The sequence below is a fragment of the Streptomyces diastatochromogenes genome (genome assembly GCF_002242805.1).
Classification (GTDB): Bacteria; Actinomycetota; Actinomycetes; order Streptomycetales; family Streptomycetaceae; genus Streptomyces; species Streptomyces diastatochromogenes.
The window spans coordinates 196,378-211,374 of record NZ_MCGQ01000038.1 but is presented as its reverse complement, the minus strand read 5'-3'; the positions used below and the strand labels follow the sequence as shown (position 1 = coordinate 211,374).

Below are 14,997 nucleotides of genomic sequence, written 5' to 3'. Positions count from 1 at the left end.
AAAAGGAGTTTCTCTGCTTTAACTCTTGACGACCGCAGGGCCGGGGAGCACATTGGCGGCACCGTGAGAGCGCTCTCAATCGACCGTGGGAGCGCTCTCCCAGGTCTCCCGCACACCCCTCCGTACCCGAGAGGCCCTCCCTCATGAGCGATTCCTCCGGCATACCCAGACCCCGTGCCCTCCGCCGCGCACTCGTCGCCGCCGTCGCCACGCTCGGTCTGGCCGCCGCTGTCGCGACGGCCGCCACCGCACCCGCCAACGCCTCCGCCCCCACACCCCCGTCCGGCTGGACACAGGTCTTCCTGGACGACTTCAACGGATCGGCCGGCTCCGGCGTCAGCACCTCCAACTGGCAGTACGACACCGGCACTTCGTACCCGGGCGGGGCCGCCAACTGGGGCACCGGCGAGGTCGAGACGATGACCTCCAGCACCAACAACGTCTCGCTGGACGGCAACGGCAACCTGCTCATCACCCCGCGCCGCGACGCGTCCGGCAACTGGACCTCCGGGCGCATCGAGACCACCCGCACCGACTTCCAGCCGCCGGCCGGCGGCAAGCTGCGCGTGCAGGCCCGAATCCAGCTGCCCAACGTCACCGGGGCGGCCGCCAAGGGCTACTGGCCGGCGTTCTGGATGCTGGGCGCGCCCTACCGCGGCAACTACCAGAACTGGCCGAGCGTCGGCGAGCTGGACATCATGGAGAACGTCCAGGGCCTGAACACCGACTGGGCCACCGTGCACTGCGGCACCAACCCGGGCGGCCCCTGCAACGAGACATCGGGCATCGGCGGCAACACCCCGTGTTCCGGTACGACCTGCCAGGCGGGCTTCCACACCTACGCGATGGAGTGGGACCGCTCGACCAGCCCCGAGGAGATCCGCTTCTACCTCGACGGCGTCAACTTCCACACCGTCAAGGCCAACCAGGTCGACGCAACGACCTGGGCCAACGCCACCAACCACGGCTTCTTCATCATCCTGAACGTGGCGATGGGCGGCGGCTTCCCGGCCGCCTTCGGCGGCGGCCCGGACAGCGGCACCGAGCCCAACCACCCGATGACCGTGGACTACGTCCAGGTGCTCCAGTCCACGGGCAGCGGCGGCGGCACCACTCCCCCGCCCTCCGGCAACCGGGACGCCTACAGCGCGATCCAGGCCGAGTCCTACGACAGCCAGTCCGGCGTGATCCCCGAGACCACCACGGACACCGGCGGCGGCCAGGACATCGGCTCCCTGGCCAACGGCGACTGGGCCCTCTACAAGGGCGTCGACTTCGGCTCCACGGCGGCCACCCAGTTCTACGCACGCGTGGCCAGTGGCGCCGCGGGCGGCGTGAGCGGGCTGGTCGAGGTCCGCCTCGACAGCCGCAGCAACGCCCCCATAGGCAGCTTCGCGCTGGCCAACACCGGGGGATGGCAGAGCTGGAAGACGATCCCGGCGAACATCAGCTCGGTGACCGGCACGCACGACGTGTACCTGACGTTCACCAGCGGCCAGCCGGCCGACTTCGTGAACGTGAACTGGTTCGACTTCGGTCACTGACCGGTGTGTCGACGCTGCCCCCGTGAGGCCGGTGCGGTCTCGCGGGGGCAGCGGCCCGTCACCCCAGATAGGCGGGGGCGAGGGCCGAGGTCATCAGCCGGCGGGCCGTGCCGCTGCCGTCGGCGGAGACGGTCCACAGGTCCGAGCCGTAGTCGCCGGGGAGGGCGTAGACCAGGGTGGAGCCGTCGGCCCACAGGGCCTGGTCGTCGATGTTGCGCCGCTCGGCGGTCGCGGTCTCCTTCATGGTGCGCAGGTTCAGGACGTACAGGCGCCAGGGGGCGTCGGGCGAGGCCCCCTTGACGCGTTTCTTGTAGGCGATCCGCGTGCCGTCGGGTGAGAGGGAGGGGCATTCGACGTTGCGGTGCAGGGTGGTGAGGGTGCGCGCGGTGACGTCGCCCCGGACGAGGTAGGTCTGGCCGCCGGTCGCCAGCGTGGCGTAGAAGCGGTTGTCGTCGGCGAAGGTGACGCCCCAGATGTTGGTGTCGGCGGCGCGGTAGGGGCGGCCGTCCTTGACGACGTGGAAGGTCTCCAGGTTGTCGTCGATCTTCCAGGTGCGGGTGTCGACGATGGCGGTGCGGGTGGAGAAGTTGGTGCCGGAGTACGAGTCTCCGCTGACGAACACCGTCCAGGCGACCAGGTGACCCGAGGGCGAGACCCGGGCCCGGGTGGGGATCCCGGGTACGGGGAAGCGGTGCAGCTCGTGCAGGTGTGAGTCGAGTACCACCGCTCGGTAGGTGTCCTCCAGTGCGCCGTGCACGGCCTGCAGGCAGATACCGGTACCGGCTGCCGCGTGGAAGCGCAGGCACTTCACGCCCGACACGGTGCGCGGGCCCTGCGGATCGTCGGCGGGCACGGTGGCGATCTCGTCGCGCTTCGGGCCCCAGGCCAGGTTGCGCACCAGCAGGCGGCGGCCGTCCGTCGGCCGGAGCGAGACGGTACCGGTCCGCACGGTCGGACCGTCCGCCTGCTGCTGGTCCCGCATGCCCGACCGGTGGGCGGCGTACAGCACCGACCCGGTGCCGACCGCGCCGAGCAGGACAACGGCGACCAGCAGGACGACCAGGCGGGTTGTTCGGGTCATACGGGCACCTCATCGGTGGTACGGAGGACGAACGAGGCCACGACGGCGCTGACGGCCAGTGCGGCGGCGGTGACGGCGAGCGCGGTCCGCCCGCCCCACAGGCTCCAGGCCGCGCCGAAGGCGAGCGAGCAGGCGAACCGGGCCAGCGCCTGCCCGGTGCCCACCAGCGCCTGCCCGGCGCCCTGGTGCTGTGCCGGGACGACCCCGGCGGTGGCGGCCGCGAGCACTCCGTCGGTGGCCGCGTAGAAGGTGCCGTGCAGCACGAGGACGGCGACCACGGCCGGGGCGCCGTGCCACGGGGAGAGCACCAGGCCGTAGCCGAGCAGCAGGACGCCGTGGCCGGCGAGGAAGAGCCGGCGGCGGCTGACGCGGTCGGCGAGTGCGCCGAGCGGGACCGCGAGCAGCAGGAAGAAGGCGGCGGTGCCCAGGGGCAGGAGCGGGAACAGGTGGGCGGGCAGGTCCCCTTCGCGTTGGAGCAGCAGATAGAGGAAGGAGTCGCTGACGGTGGTCAGACCGAGCAGGGCCGCGCACAGGGTGAGCCGGCGCAGTTCCGGGCGGCGCAGCAGCCCGAGCGCATCGCGCAGCTCCGGCCGGGCCGGCTCGGGCAGGGCAGGCTCGGGCCGCCGTACGGCATCGGCGGGGGCGACGATGCGGCGGGGCACGAAGAGCACCAGCACCAGGACGCCGAGGACGGCGACGCAGCCGCTGACCGCGAAGACCGCGTCGTAGCCGTCGACGGTGGCCCGCAGCACGGCGAAGGCGACGAGCGGGCCGAGCAGCGCGCCGGTGGTGTCCATGGCGCGGTGCACCCCGAACGCCCGCCCCCGGTGCTCGGGTTCGGTGGCCAGCGAGATCATCGCGTCCCGGGGCGCGGTGCGCAGCCCCTTGCCGGTGCGGTCGGCCGCGAGTACGGCGCTGATCACCGGGAGGGTGTGGGCGAGCAGCAGCAGTGGCTTGCACACCGCCGACAGGCCGTAGCCGATGCCCGCGACGACCTTGTGCCGACGGCCTCCCCGGTCGGCGAGGTGGCCGCCGGCCAGCCGGACCAGGGCTCCGACGCCGTTGTTGATGCCGTCCAGCAGCCCGAAGCCGAGCGGTGACAGGCCGAGGCCCGCGACCACGTACAGCGGCAGGACGGCCGTGACCATCTCCGAGGAGATGTCCGTGATCAGGCTGACCGCTCCCAGGGCCAGCACCGTGCCGGGCACAGCGGCCGGCCGCCGCCCCGGACCGGAGTCCGGGACGACGGCGGCCTTGTTGCTGCGGGAGTCCGCGAGGTACACGGGCGTCAGTTCCAGATGCCGGCGATGTCGGATGCCGTGGCGGCGTTGCCCGCGTGCGTGGTCAGACCGGCGAGGTCCTCCACCGTGCGCAGGACGTTGTAGTGGTTGTAGGTGGTGGCGGTGGAGCTGCCGGGGGTGACGTGCTGCCCGTAAAGGACGGTCGGGATGCGGTTGCCGGACTGCTTGTTGTCCTCGTCGAAGGTGACGACGAGGATGCTGTTGTGGGTCTGGGCCCAGGTGGCGTAGGCGCCCAGGTTGTTCTGGATCCAGGTGTCGCCCGTGGAGACCGAACAGTCGTGCATGTCGCTGCACAGGTTCGGGACGACGAAGGAGACCTTCGGCAGGGTCGTGTAGTCGGTCGGGAACTGCGCGAAGGTCATCGCGGTGTTCGTCGGCACGTTGGAGAAGCCGAACCACGGGTTGTGCTTCTGCGCGTAGTTGCCGCTGCTGCAGACCGTCGAACCCTGGCTGGGCAGCGACTCGTTGTAGCTCTTCCAGGTCTTGCCCGCGGCGATCAGCTCGGAGCCGAGGTTCGGCGCGGAGATGGAACCGACCGGGACGCAGCTGTCGTCGGTGCGGCCCTGGTTGGAGCCCGAGAAGAGCATGTAGTAGTTCGGCTCACTGGGGTGGGTGAGGCCGAAGGACTGGGTGAGGTTGGCGCCACCCGCCTTGAGGGTGTTGTTGATGTACGGGGCGCTGGAGCTGCCGATCACCTGCGAGTAGGAGTGGTTCTCCATCACCACGACCACGACGTGGTCGGGGGTCGGGAGAGCGACGGCGGAAGCGGTGGTGGACGAGGTCGCCCACAGCCCGATCGACGCGGTGGTGAGGGCGACGGCCCCGGCGAGAGCGGAGAGGGAACGTCGGTTACGCTGGGGAGCCTTTACGGCGGCCATGACTGTCCTCCGGACAGAAGTGACGGACGTACACGGGGGAGCGGCGCCGCAACCCTAGAAGCCCCCGCCCGGTCTTGGGTGAAGCCCAGACGAACCGTGGACCCTGCCGGGCGAACATCACGTCACGCACAGGTCACGCACAGCAAAAGCCGCCTGCAGCAAGTATTACAAGGACCCTGTTTCTGCTCGGAGTTGGGCGAAGCGGCCATCGGGCGACAGTTCGGTGAGGGGGACGACAACAGCCCGCTCTCTCAACGCAGTTCCGCCCGGAACGCCGCCGGCGTCACCCCTGTGTGCAGATGGAAGAACTTGGAGAAGTTCGCCGCGTCGGGGAAGCCCACCGCCGCCCCGACGCGGCCGATCGGCGTGTCCGTGTGGGCGAGGAGGCGCTTGGCCTCCAGGACGACCCGCTTGTCGATGAAGCCCTTCGGCGTCTCTCCGGTGGCCGCGCGGACCGCGCGGACGAGGGTGCGGCGGGAGTAACCGAGCGCGTCGGCGTACGCGCTGACGCTGTGGTTGGTGGCGAAGCCCTGCTCGACCGCGTCCCGGAAGAGGGTGAAGGTGGTGTCCGCCTGTTCCCGGGACGCCTCGGCGGAGCTGGCCGCGAGGTGGGCCAGGCGCAGCAGGAACGCGGTCAGGGTGTGCCGGAGGACGGCCGTGTGCAGGCTCAGCGGGAGGGTCGCGGTGTCCTCGTACTCGCGGCACAGTTGGTCGAGGGCGGCCCGGAGTGCGGCGAGCTGGGGCGGGGAGGGGTGCAGCAGCGGTGGCAGGTCGTAGCGGTACAGGCCGGTGGCCTCGACCGTGGCGCGGGGGAGGAAGCCGGGTTGCATGGACAGGACGGTGCCGCGGTACTCGCTCGTCGGGGAGAACCGGTGGACCTGTCCGGGGCGGATCCACAACAGGTCGCCGGCCGCGGCCTCGTACTCGGTGAAGTCGATCACGTGCCGGACAGGGCCCTCGGTGAAGAGCATGACGACGTGGAAGTCGATGCGGTGGAACCGGTGCAGCGGGACGTCGACGGTCCAGGTCTCGGTCCCCATGGTGCCGATCCGCATGCCGACGCCGCCGACGGCCAGCTCCGCCGGGAAGGGGAAGGTCTTGATGCCCTCGCCGTCGCCTTGGTGTGTTCTGTCCGCCATGTCCTGCTCGTGCCGTCCTGTCGCGCGACCACTGTCCCAGATTCACCACAGGCTGACACACCCCGCCCTTCCCCCTAAAAAGTCAGACTTTTACTTTTGAACGCGTCCGGCCAGCAATCACGCATCGAACGAGGATTTCTTGAAGATGAGCACGCAGACATCCGATGGCTTCGAGTGGACCGACCTCGACCGGCGTGCCGTGGACACGGCCCGGCTTCTCGCGGCAGATGCCGTACAGAAGGTCGGCAACGGACATCCGGGCACCGCGATGAGCCTGGCCCCCGCCGCGTACACGATCTTTCAGAAGGTGATGCGGCACGACCCGGCCGACCCGGAGTGGACCGGCCGTGACCGCTTCGTGCTGTCCCCCGGCCACACCTCGCTGACCCTCTACACCCAGCTCTTCCTCGCCGGGTACGAGCTGGGGCTGGACGACCTGAAGGCGTTCCGGACGCACGGGTCGAAGACGCCCGGTCACCCCGAGTACGGGCACACCGCCGGCGTCGAGACCACCACCGGCCCGCTCGGGCAGGGCGCCGCCAACGCCGTGGGCATGGCGATGGCCGCGCGGTACGAGCGCGGTCTGTTCGACCCGGAGGCGCCCGAGGGCACCTCCCCCTTCGACCACACCATCTGGGCGATCGTCTCCGACGGCGACCTGGAGGAGGGCGTCTCCGCCGAGGCCTCCTCGCTCGCCGGCCACCAGAAGCTCGGCAACCTGGTCTTCCTCTACGACGACAACCACATCTCCATCGAGGGCGACACCGCGACCGCCTTCTCGGAGGACGTGCTGAAGCGGTACGAGGCCTACGGCTGGCACACCCAGCGCATCGAGCCCACCGCCGACGGCGACGTCGACGTGCCCGCCCTGTACGCGGCGCTGAAGGCCGCACAGGCCGAGACCGGGCGGCCCTCGATCATCGCGATGCGCACGGTCATCGCCTGGCCGGCTCCGAACGCGCAGAACACCGAGGCCTCCCACGGCTCCGCGCTCGGCGCGGACGAGATCGCCGCCACCAAGCGCGTCCTCGGCTTCGACCCGGAGCGGTCCTTCGAGGTCACGGACGAGGTTCTCCGGCACACCCGCCGGGCCCTGGACCGGGGTGCCGAGGCGCACGCCGCCTGGGACAAGCGGATCGCCGAGTGGCGCGCGGCCGACGAGGATCGGGCGCAGCTGTTCGACCGGATCAGCAAGGGCGAGCTGCCCGAGGGCTGGGAGGACGCCCTGCCGGTGTTCGAGGAGGGCAAGGCCGTCGCCACCCGCGCCGCCTCCGGCAAGGTGCTGCAGGCGCTCGGCCCGGTCCTCCCCGAGCTGTGGGGCGGCTCCGCCGACCTCGCCGGCTCGAACAACACCACCATCGACAAGACCAGCTCCTTCCTGCCGAAGGGCAACCCGCTGCCCGAGGCGGACCCGTACGGCCGAACCGTCCACTTCGGCATCCGCGAGTTCTCGATGGCCGCGGAGATGAACGGCATCGCCCTGCACGGCAACACCCGCGTCTACGGCGGCACCTTCCTGGTCTTCTCCGACTACATGCGCAACGCCGTCCGGATGTCGGCCCTGATGCAGCTGCCGGTGACGTACGTGTGGACGCACGACTCCATCGGTCTCGGCGAGGACGGGCCCACCCACCAGCCGGTCGAGCACCTGGCCGCGCTGCGCGCGATCCCGGGCCTGAACGTCGTCCGCCCGGCGGACGCCAACGAGACCGCGGTGGCCTGGGCCGAGATCCTGAAGAGGCACACCACCGACCCGGCCCCGCACGGGCTCGCGCTCACCCGCCAGGGCGTGCCGACGTACGCGCCCCACGAGGACGCGGCCAAGGGCGGCTATGTGCTGCGCGAGTCGTCGACCGAGACCCCGGAGGTGATCATCATCGCGACCGGTTCCGAGGTGCACCTGGCCGTCGCCGCGCGGGAGCGGCTGGAGGCCGAGGGGATCGGCACGCGGGTGGTGTCGATGCCGTCCGTGGAGTGGTTCGAGGAGCAGCCGCGCGCCTACCGCGAGAGCGTGCTGCCGCCGGCCGTGAAGGCCCGTGTCGCCGTCGAGGCCGGTATCGGCCTCACGTGGTACCGGTTCGTGGGCGACGCAGGTCGGATTGTCTCCCTCGAACATTTCGGTGCCTCCGCCGACGCGACGACACTGTTCGCCGAGTTCGGCTTCACCCCCGAGAACGTCGCCGCCGCTGCCCGCGAGTCGCTGGCCGCCGCGCGCGCCTGATACCGACGCGACTAGAAAGATGATCACTGTGACCGAAGCAATCGCGACCCCGGGAGCCCTGAAGCGCCTCGCCGACGAGGGCGTGTCGATCTGGCTGGACGACCTGTCGCGCAAGCGGATCACCTCGGGCGGCCTGGCCGAGCTGGTGCAGAGCGGTGGCGTCGTCGGCGTCACCACCAACCCGTCGATCTTCCAGGCGGCCATCGGCTCCGGCGAGGGGTACGAGGAGCAGCTGAGCGACCTCGCCGTACGGGGTGTCACGGTCGACGAGGCCGTACGGATGATGACGACCGCCGATGTGCGGGCGGCCGCCGACATCCTGCGTCCGGTGTACGACGCCTCCGAGGGCCGCGACGGCCGGGTCTCCATCGAGGTCGACCCCCGGCTCGCCCACCAGACCGTGGCGACGGTCGCCGAGGCCAGGCAGCTGGCCTGGCTGGTCGACCGCCCCAACGTGATGATCAAGATCCCGGCGACCGAGGCGGGCCTTCCGGCCATCACCGAGGTCATCGGCCTCGGCATCAGCGTCAACGTGACGCTGATCTTCTCCCTGGAGCGCTACCGCGAGGTCATGGCCGCCTACCTGGCCGGCCTGGAGAAGGCCCGCGAGCGGGGTCTGGACCTGTCGAGGATCCACTCGGTGGCGTCCTTCTTCGTCTCCCGCGTGGACAGCGAGATCGACAAGCGGCTGACCGCCCTCGGCACCGACGAGGCCCGCGCGCTCAAGGGCCGGGCTGCGCTCGCCAACGCGCGGCTCGCCTACGAGGCATACGAGGAGGTCTTCGCCTCCGAGCGCTGGCTGGCGCTCGCCGGTGACCGGGCGAACAAGCAGCGCCCGCTGTGGGCCTCCACCGGTGTGAAGGACCCCGCGTACAAGGACACACTGTATGTGGACGAGCTGGTCGCGCCCGGCACGGTGAACACCATGCCGGAGGCCACCCTGAAGGCCACCGCCGACCACGGCGAGATCACCGGCGACACGGTGACCGGCGGCTACGCCCAGGCCCGCGCCGACCTCGCCGCCGTGGAGCGGCTCGGCATCTCCTACGACGAGGTCGTCCAGCAGCTGGAGGACGAAGGCGTCGCCAAGTTCGAGACGGCCTGGCAGGAGCTGCTGGACGCCGTCACCAAGTCCCTGGACAGCAAGGGAGTTGACGCGTAATGACGACCAAGGCTCCGGAACCCGAGACGCCCCCCGTCGAGGCGGTCGGTGTCCCGGTCACCCCGGCCACCGACTGGGACAACCCGCTGCGGGACACCCGCGACCGCCGGCTCCCCCGCATCGCGGGCCCCTCCGGCCTGGTCATCTTCGGTGTGACCGGCGACCTGTCCCGCAAGAAGCTGATGCCGGCCGTGTACGACCTGGCCAACCGCGGCCTGCTGCCGCCGGGCTTCTCCCTCGTCGGCTTCGCCCGCCGGGACTGGGAGGACCAGGACTTCGCGCAGGTCGTCCATGACGCCGTGCGCGAGCACTCCCGCACCCCGTTCCGCGAGGAGGTGTGGCAGCAGCTCGCCGAGGGGATGCGGTTCATCCCCGGCGACTTCGACGACGACACCGCCTTCAAGCAGCTGAAGCAGGCCGTCGAGGAGCTGGACGCCTCCCGCGGCACCGGCGGCAACTTCGCCTTCTACCTCTCCGTCCCGCCGAAGTTCTTCCCCAAGGTCGTGCAGCAGCTGAAGAAGCACGGTCTCGCGAACCCGCCGCAGGACTCCTGGCGCCGGGCGGTCATCGAGAAGCCGTTCGGCCACGACCTGACGTCGGCTCAGGAGCTGAACAAGGTCGTGCACGACGTGTTCGAGCCCGACCAGGTGTTCCGCATCGACCACTACCTCGGCAAGGAGACGGTCCAGAACATCCTGGCCCTGCGCTTCGCCAACCAGATGTACGAGCCGATCTGGAACCGCAGTTACGTCGACCACGTGCAGATCACCATGGCCGAGGACATCGGCATCGGCGGCCGCGCGGGCTACTACGACGGCATCGGGTCGGCCCGTGACGTCATCCAGAACCACCTCCTGCAGCTGATGGCGCTGACCGCCATGGAGGAGCCCATCGCGTTCGACGCGGAGGCGCTGCTCACCGAGAAGCTGAAGGTGCTCAAGTCGGTGCGGCTGCCGGAGGAGCTGGGCAAGCACACCGTGCGCGGCCAGTACGCGACTGGCTGGCAGGGCGGCGAGAAGGTCGTCGGCTACCTGGAGGAGGACGGCATCGACCCCAAGTCGAAGACCGACACCTTCGCCGCGATCAAGCTGGGCATCGACAACCGCCGCTGGGCGGGCGTCCCGTTCTACCTGCGCACCGGCAAGCGGCTGGGTCGCCGGGTCACAGAGATCGCGGTGGTCTTCAAGCGGGCCCCGCACTCCCCGTTCGACTCCACCGCCACCGAGGAGCTGGGCCAGAACGCGATCGTCATCCGCGTCCAGCCCGACGAGGGCATGACCGTCCGGTTCGGCTCCAAGGTGCCGGGCACCTCGATGGAGATCCGGGACGTGTCCATGGACTTCGCCTACGGCGAGTCGTTCACCGAGTCGAGCCCGGAGGCGTACGAGCGGCTCATCCTGGACGTGCTGCTCGGCGACGCCAATTTGTTCCCCCGTCACCAGGAAGTGGAAGAGTCCTGGAAGATCCTCGACCCGATCGAGGAGTACTGGGCGGCGCACGGCAGGCCGGCGCAGTACGCGTCGGGCAGCTGGGGACCCAGGGAAGCGGACGAGATGCTCGCACGAGACGGACGGAGCTGGCGCAGGCCATGAAGATCGACCTGACCGACACCACGGCAAGCAAGATCAACAAGGCGCTGGTGCAGGGCCGCCGCGCCATCGGCACCCCCGCCGTGGGCATGGTCCTGACGATGGTCATCGTCACGGACGAGGAGAACGCCTACGACTCGATCCGGGCCGCCGAGGAGGCCTCGCACGAGCACCCCTCGCGGACCCTGGTCGTCATCAAGCGGCACGCCCGCACCCTGCGCGACCGCACCACCTCGCGGCTGGACGCCGAGGTCCGGGTCGGCACGGAGGCCGGCACCGGTGAGACGGTCGTGCTGCGGACCTACGGCGAGGTGTCCGACCACGCCGACTCGGTGGTCCTGCCGCTGCTGCTGCCGGACGCCCCGGTGGTCGTGTGGTGGCCGGTGGACGCGCCGGAAACCCCGTCCAAGGACCCGCTCGGCGCGCTCGCCCAGCGCCGGATCACCGACCTGTACGCGGTCGAGCGGCCGATGCAGGTCCTGGAGACCCGGGCCGGCAACTACGCGCCCGGCGACACCGACCTCGCCTGGACCCGGCTCACGCTGTGGCGGTCCATGCTGGCCGCCGCCCTGGACCAGGCCCGCGCGAAGGTGACGTCGGCGGCCGTGGAGGCCGAGGCGGACAACCCCAGCGCCGAACTCCTCGCCCGCTGGCTGGAGGCCCGCCTGAACGTCCGGGTGGACCGCGTGGTCACCGCCGGCCCGGTCGTCACGGCCGTACGCCTCGGCACCGCGAACGGCGAGATCGTCATCGACCGCCCCGAAGGGCCCCTCGCGACGCTGACCCTGCCGGGCCAGCCGCCGCGCACCCTCGCCCTGAAGGTCCGCACCACCTCCGAACTCATCGCCGAGGAGCTGCGCCGCCTCGACGCCGACGAGATGTACGCCATCGCCCTCAAGGGCGAGGCCACCAAGGAGAACGCCTGAGATGTCCGACGCACCGTCAGACTCCCCCAAGCTCATCCGCCGGCCCGAGTGGACGGCCCTCGCCGACCACCGCGCCGAGGGGCAGCCGCACCTGCGTGAGCTGTTCGCGACGGACCCCGGCCGTGCCGAGCGGTACGTCGTCCGGGTCGGCGATCTGCACATCGACTACAGCAAGCACCTGATCACGGACGAGACCCTGGCCCTCCTCCAGGAACTCGCCACCGCCACCGGCGTGTTCGCGCTGCGGGACGCCATGTTCCGCGGCGAGAAGATCAACATCACCGAGCGGCGGGCTGTCCTGCACACCGCGCTGCGCGCCCCGCGGGACGCGGTGGTCGAGGTCGACGGCGAGAACGTCGTACCGGCCGTGCACGCCGTGCTGGACAAGATGGCCGGCTTCGCCGAGCGGGTCCGCTCGGGCGAGTGGACCGGCCACACCGGCAAGCGGATCCGCAACGTCGTCAACATCGGCATCGGCGGCTCCGACCTCGGTCCGGCGATGGCGTACGAGGCCCTGCGCGCCTACACGGCACGGGAGTTGACGTTCCGGTTCGTGTCGAACGTGGACGGCGCCGACCTGCACGAGGCGGTACGGGACCTGGATCCGTCCGAGACCCTGTTCATCGTCGCCTCGAAGACCTTCACCACCATCGAGACGATCACCAACGCCACCTCGGCCCGCTCCTGGCTCCTCGGGGGCCTGGACGGCGACGAGAAGGCCGTGGCGAAGCACTTCGTGGCACTGTCCACGAACGCCGGGAAGGTCACCGAGTTCGGCATCGACCCGGACAACATGTTCGAGTTCTGGGACTGGGTCGGCGGACGGTACTCGTACGACTCCGCGATCGGCCTGTCGCTGATGATCGCCATCGGCCCGGACCGGTTCCGGGAGATGCTGGACGGCTTCCATCTCGTCGACGAGCACTTCCGCACCGCGCCCACCGAGTCCAATGTGCCGCTGCTGCTGGGCCTGTTGGGCATCTGGTACGACAACTTCCACGACGCCCAGTCGCACGCGGTGCTGCCGTACAGCCACTACCTGTCGAAGTTCACGGCCTACTTGCAGCAGCTGGACATGGAGTCCAACGGCAAGTCGGTGGACCGGGACGGCAACCCGGTGGAGTGGCAGACCGGGCCGGTCGTATGGGGTACGCCCGGCACCAACGGGCAGCACGCCTACTACCAGTTGATCCACCAGGGCACCAAGCTCATCCCGGCGGACTTCATCGGCTTCGCCGAGCCGGTCGCCGAGCTGAGCGGTGAACTCAGGGCCCAGCACGACCTGTTGATGGCCAACTTCTTCGCCCAGACCCAGGCCCTCGCCTTCGGCAAGACGGCCGAGGAGGTCCGCGCGGAGGGCGTGTCCGAGGAGCAGGTGGCGCACCGCACCTTCCGCGGCAACCACCCCACCACCACGATCCTCGCGCGCGAGCTGACCCCGTCCGTGCTCGGCCAGCTCGTCGCGCTCTACGAGCACAAGGTGTTCGTCCAGGGCGCCGTGTGGAACATCGACTCCTTCGACCAGTGGGGCGTGGAGCTGGGCAAGGTCCTCGCCAAGCGCATCGAGCCCGCCCTGACCACGGGCGCCGAGGTGCCCGGTCTCGACCCGTCCACCACGGCCCTCGTCGCCGCCTACCGCACTCTCAAGAACGCTCAGGAGAACTGATCATGCAGCTCGGTCTCATCGGTCTCGGCAAGATGGGCGGCAACATGCGCGAGCGGATCCGCCGCGCCGGCCACACCGTCCTCGGCTACGACCGCAACCCGGACGTCTCCGACGTCAAGAGCCTGGAAGAACTGGTCCAGAAGCTCGACGCTCCGCGCACGATCTGGGTGATGGTCCCGGCCGGCACCGCCACCCAGACGGTCATCGACGAGCTCAAGGACCTGCTCACCCCCGGTGACGTGGTCGTCGACGGCGGCAACTCCCGCTGGACGGACGACGAGAAGCACGCCGCCGAACTCGGCATCAAGGGCATCGGCTTCGTCGACGCGGGCGTCTCCGGCGGTGTGTGGGGCCTGCAGAACGGCTACGCGCTCATGGTCGGCGGCGACAAGGAGCACGTGGAGCGGCTCCAGCCCATCTTCGAGGCGCTCAAGCCGGAGGGCCCGTACGGTTACGTGCACGCCGGCCGGGTCGGCGCCGGGCACTTCTCGAAGATGGTCCACAACGGCATCGAGTACGCCATGATGCAGGCGTACGCCGAGGGCTGGGAGCTGCTGGAGAAGGTCCACTCCGTGGAGAACGTCCGCGAGGTGTTCCGCTCCTGGCAGGAGGGCACCGTCATCCGCTCCTGGCTCCTCGACCTCGCGGTCAACGCCCTGGACGAGGACGAGCACCTGGAGGAGCTGCGCGGGTACGCGGAGGACTCCGGCGAGGGCCGCTGGACGGTCGAGGCGGCCATCGACAACTCGGTGCCGCTCCCGGCGATCACCGCCTCCCTCTTCGCCCGGTTCGCCTCCCGGCAGGACGACTCCCCGCAGATGAAGATGATCGCCGCGCTGCGCAACCAGTTCGGCGGCCACGCCGTGGAGAAGAAGGACTGAGCAACCGTGGGTGACCTCCTCCTGGTCCGCCACGGCGAGACGGAGTGGAGCCTGTCGGGCCAGCACACCAGCTGGACCGACCTGCCCCTCACCACGCACGGTGAGGAACAGGCCAAGTCCCTCGCCCCGCTCCTCACCGAACGGACCTACGCCCTCGCGCTGACCAGCCCACTGGGCCGCGCGATACGCACCGCCGAACTGGCGGGCCTGACCGGGGCCGTACCCGACCCCGATCTGCACGAGTGGGACTACGGCGGCTACGAGGGTGTCACCACGGTCGACATCCATCGCGCCCGCCCCGCCTGGGACCTGTGGACCGACGGCGTACCGCCCGGCCCCGAGGGGCACCCCGGCGAGTCGCCCGAGCAGATCGGGGCGCGCGCCGACCGGGTGCTGGCCCGGGTGGAGTCGGCGCTCGCCACGGACAGCGGTGACGTGATCCTGGTGGCGCACGCCCACTTCCTGCGGGTGTTCACCGCCCGTCGGCTGGGTCTGCCGCCCGCCGAGGGCCGGCTGTTCCAGCTGGCGACCGGCACGGTCAGCCGGCTCTCCACGGAGCACGGCCGGCCGGTCGTCGCCGAGTGGAACAAGCGCCCGTAACCGGTCCTT

The 14,997-nt window shown here is 70.3% G+C and carries 12 protein-coding genes; 8 read left to right on the top strand and 4 right to left on the bottom strand.

The annotated features are described in order from the left end of the window. Positions 1-143: 143 nt before the first annotated feature. Positions 144-1,544, top strand: coding sequence for a glycoside hydrolase family 16 protein (locus tag BEK98_RS36140; RefSeq protein ID WP_094220966.1), 1,401 nt, complete (start codon positions 144-146; stop codon positions 1,542-1,544). A 58-nt stretch (positions 1,545-1,602) separates the two neighbouring features. Here BEK98_RS36140 and BEK98_RS36135 read toward each other — a convergent pair whose 3' ends face one another. The 4 genes from BEK98_RS36135 to BEK98_RS36120 form a co-directional block, all read right to left on the bottom strand. Further along, positions 1,603-2,625 carry a TolB family protein gene (locus tag BEK98_RS36135; RefSeq protein ID WP_094220965.1) on the bottom strand — a complete coding sequence of 341 codons (1,023 nt, stop codon included), beginning with the start codon at positions 2,623-2,625 and terminating at the stop codon, positions 1,603-1,605. Beyond that, complete coding sequence (locus tag BEK98_RS36130; RefSeq protein WP_094220964.1) at positions 2,622-3,908, bottom strand: MFS transporter; 1,287 nt, start codon at positions 3,906-3,908, stop codon at positions 2,622-2,624. Before BEK98_RS36130 ends, BEK98_RS36135 begins: the two co-directional genes overlap by 4 nt. Before the next feature lie 5 nt (positions 3,909-3,913). After that, a complete protein-coding gene (locus tag BEK98_RS36125) occupies positions 3,914-4,804 on the bottom strand; it encodes an alkaline phosphatase family protein (RefSeq protein WP_094220963.1) in 891 nt (296 codons plus the stop codon). A gap of 251 nt (positions 4,805-5,055) precedes the next feature. Further along, the gene (locus BEK98_RS36120; RefSeq protein WP_094220962.1) at positions 5,056-5,943 is read right to left on the bottom strand and encodes a helix-turn-helix domain-containing protein; all 888 of its coding nucleotides are present in this window, start codon (positions 5,941-5,943) and stop codon (positions 5,056-5,058) included. Between the two features lie 145 nt (positions 5,944-6,088). On the opposite strand from BEK98_RS36120, the gene tkt reads away from it, so the two are divergent. Genes tkt through BEK98_RS36085 form a run of 7 tightly spaced genes read left to right on the top strand, consistent with a single transcriptional unit; the run spans position 6,089 to position 14,988 of the window. Continuing rightward, the gene (tkt, locus tag BEK98_RS36115; protein ID WP_094220961.1) at positions 6,089-8,164 is read left to right on the top strand and encodes a transketolase; all 2,076 of its coding nucleotides are present in this window, start codon (positions 6,089-6,091) and stop codon (positions 8,162-8,164) included. Positions 8,165-8,183: 19 nt separating this feature from the next. Continuing rightward, a complete protein-coding gene (tal, locus tag BEK98_RS36110) occupies positions 8,184-9,326 on the top strand; it encodes a transaldolase (protein ID WP_094220960.1) in 1,143 nt (380 codons plus the stop codon). After that, positions 9,326-10,918: a glucose-6-phosphate dehydrogenase gene (gene zwf / locus BEK98_RS36105; protein ID WP_094220959.1), complete on the top strand. Its 1,593-nt coding sequence runs from the start codon at positions 9,326-9,328 to the stop codon at positions 10,916-10,918. Before tal ends, zwf begins: the two co-directional genes overlap by 1 nt. Continuing rightward, the gene (gene opcA / locus BEK98_RS36100; protein WP_094220958.1) at positions 10,915-11,841 is read left to right on the top strand and encodes a glucose-6-phosphate dehydrogenase assembly protein OpcA; all 927 of its coding nucleotides are present in this window, start codon (positions 10,915-10,917) and stop codon (positions 11,839-11,841) included. The genes zwf and opcA overlap by 4 nt, the downstream gene beginning before the upstream one ends. Before the next feature lies 1 nt (position 11,842). Continuing rightward, on the top strand, positions 11,843-13,507 hold the full coding sequence (gene pgi / locus BEK98_RS36095) for a glucose-6-phosphate isomerase (protein ID WP_094220957.1): 1,665 nt from the start codon (positions 11,843-11,845) through the stop codon (positions 13,505-13,507). A gap of 2 nt (positions 13,508-13,509) precedes the next feature. After that, positions 13,510-14,388 carry a phosphogluconate dehydrogenase (NAD(+)-dependent, decarboxylating) gene (gene gnd / locus BEK98_RS36090; RefSeq protein WP_094220956.1) on the top strand — a complete coding sequence of 293 codons (879 nt, stop codon included), beginning with the start codon at positions 13,510-13,512 and terminating at the stop codon, positions 14,386-14,388. A gap of 6 nt (positions 14,389-14,394) precedes the next feature. After that, entirely contained in the window at positions 14,395-14,988 is a 594-nt protein-coding gene (locus BEK98_RS36085) for a histidine phosphatase family protein (protein WP_094220955.1), read from the top strand. The last annotated feature ends 9 nt before the right edge of the window (positions 14,989-14,997 follow it).

Coding starts and splice junctions, on each gene's coding strand:
- BEK98_RS36140 (WP_094220966.1), top strand. CDS start 144: ATGAGCGATTCCTCCGGCATACCCAGACCCCGTGCCCTCCGCCGCGCA.
- BEK98_RS36135 (WP_094220965.1), bottom strand. CDS start 2,625: ATGACCCGAACAACCCGCCTGGTCGTCCTGCTGGTCGCCGTTGTCCTG.
- BEK98_RS36125 (WP_094220963.1), bottom strand. CDS start 4,804: ATGGCCGCCGTAAAGGCTCCCCAGCGTAACCGACGTTCCCTCTCCGCT.
- BEK98_RS36120 (WP_094220962.1), bottom strand. CDS start 5,943: ATGGCGGACAGAACACACCAAGGCGACGGCGAGGGCATCAAGACCTTC.
- tkt (WP_094220961.1), top strand. CDS start 6,089: ATGAGCACGCAGACATCCGATGGCTTCGAGTGGACCGACCTCGACCGG.
- tal (WP_094220960.1), top strand. CDS start 8,184: ATGATCACTGTGACCGAAGCAATCGCGACCCCGGGAGCCCTGAAGCGC.
- zwf (WP_094220959.1), top strand. CDS start 9,326: ATGACGACCAAGGCTCCGGAACCCGAGACGCCCCCCGTCGAGGCGGTC.
- opcA (WP_094220958.1), top strand. CDS start 10,915: ATGAAGATCGACCTGACCGACACCACGGCAAGCAAGATCAACAAGGCG.
- pgi (WP_094220957.1), top strand. CDS start 11,843: ATGTCCGACGCACCGTCAGACTCCCCCAAGCTCATCCGCCGGCCCGAG.
- gnd (WP_094220956.1), top strand. CDS start 13,510: ATGCAGCTCGGTCTCATCGGTCTCGGCAAGATGGGCGGCAACATGCGC.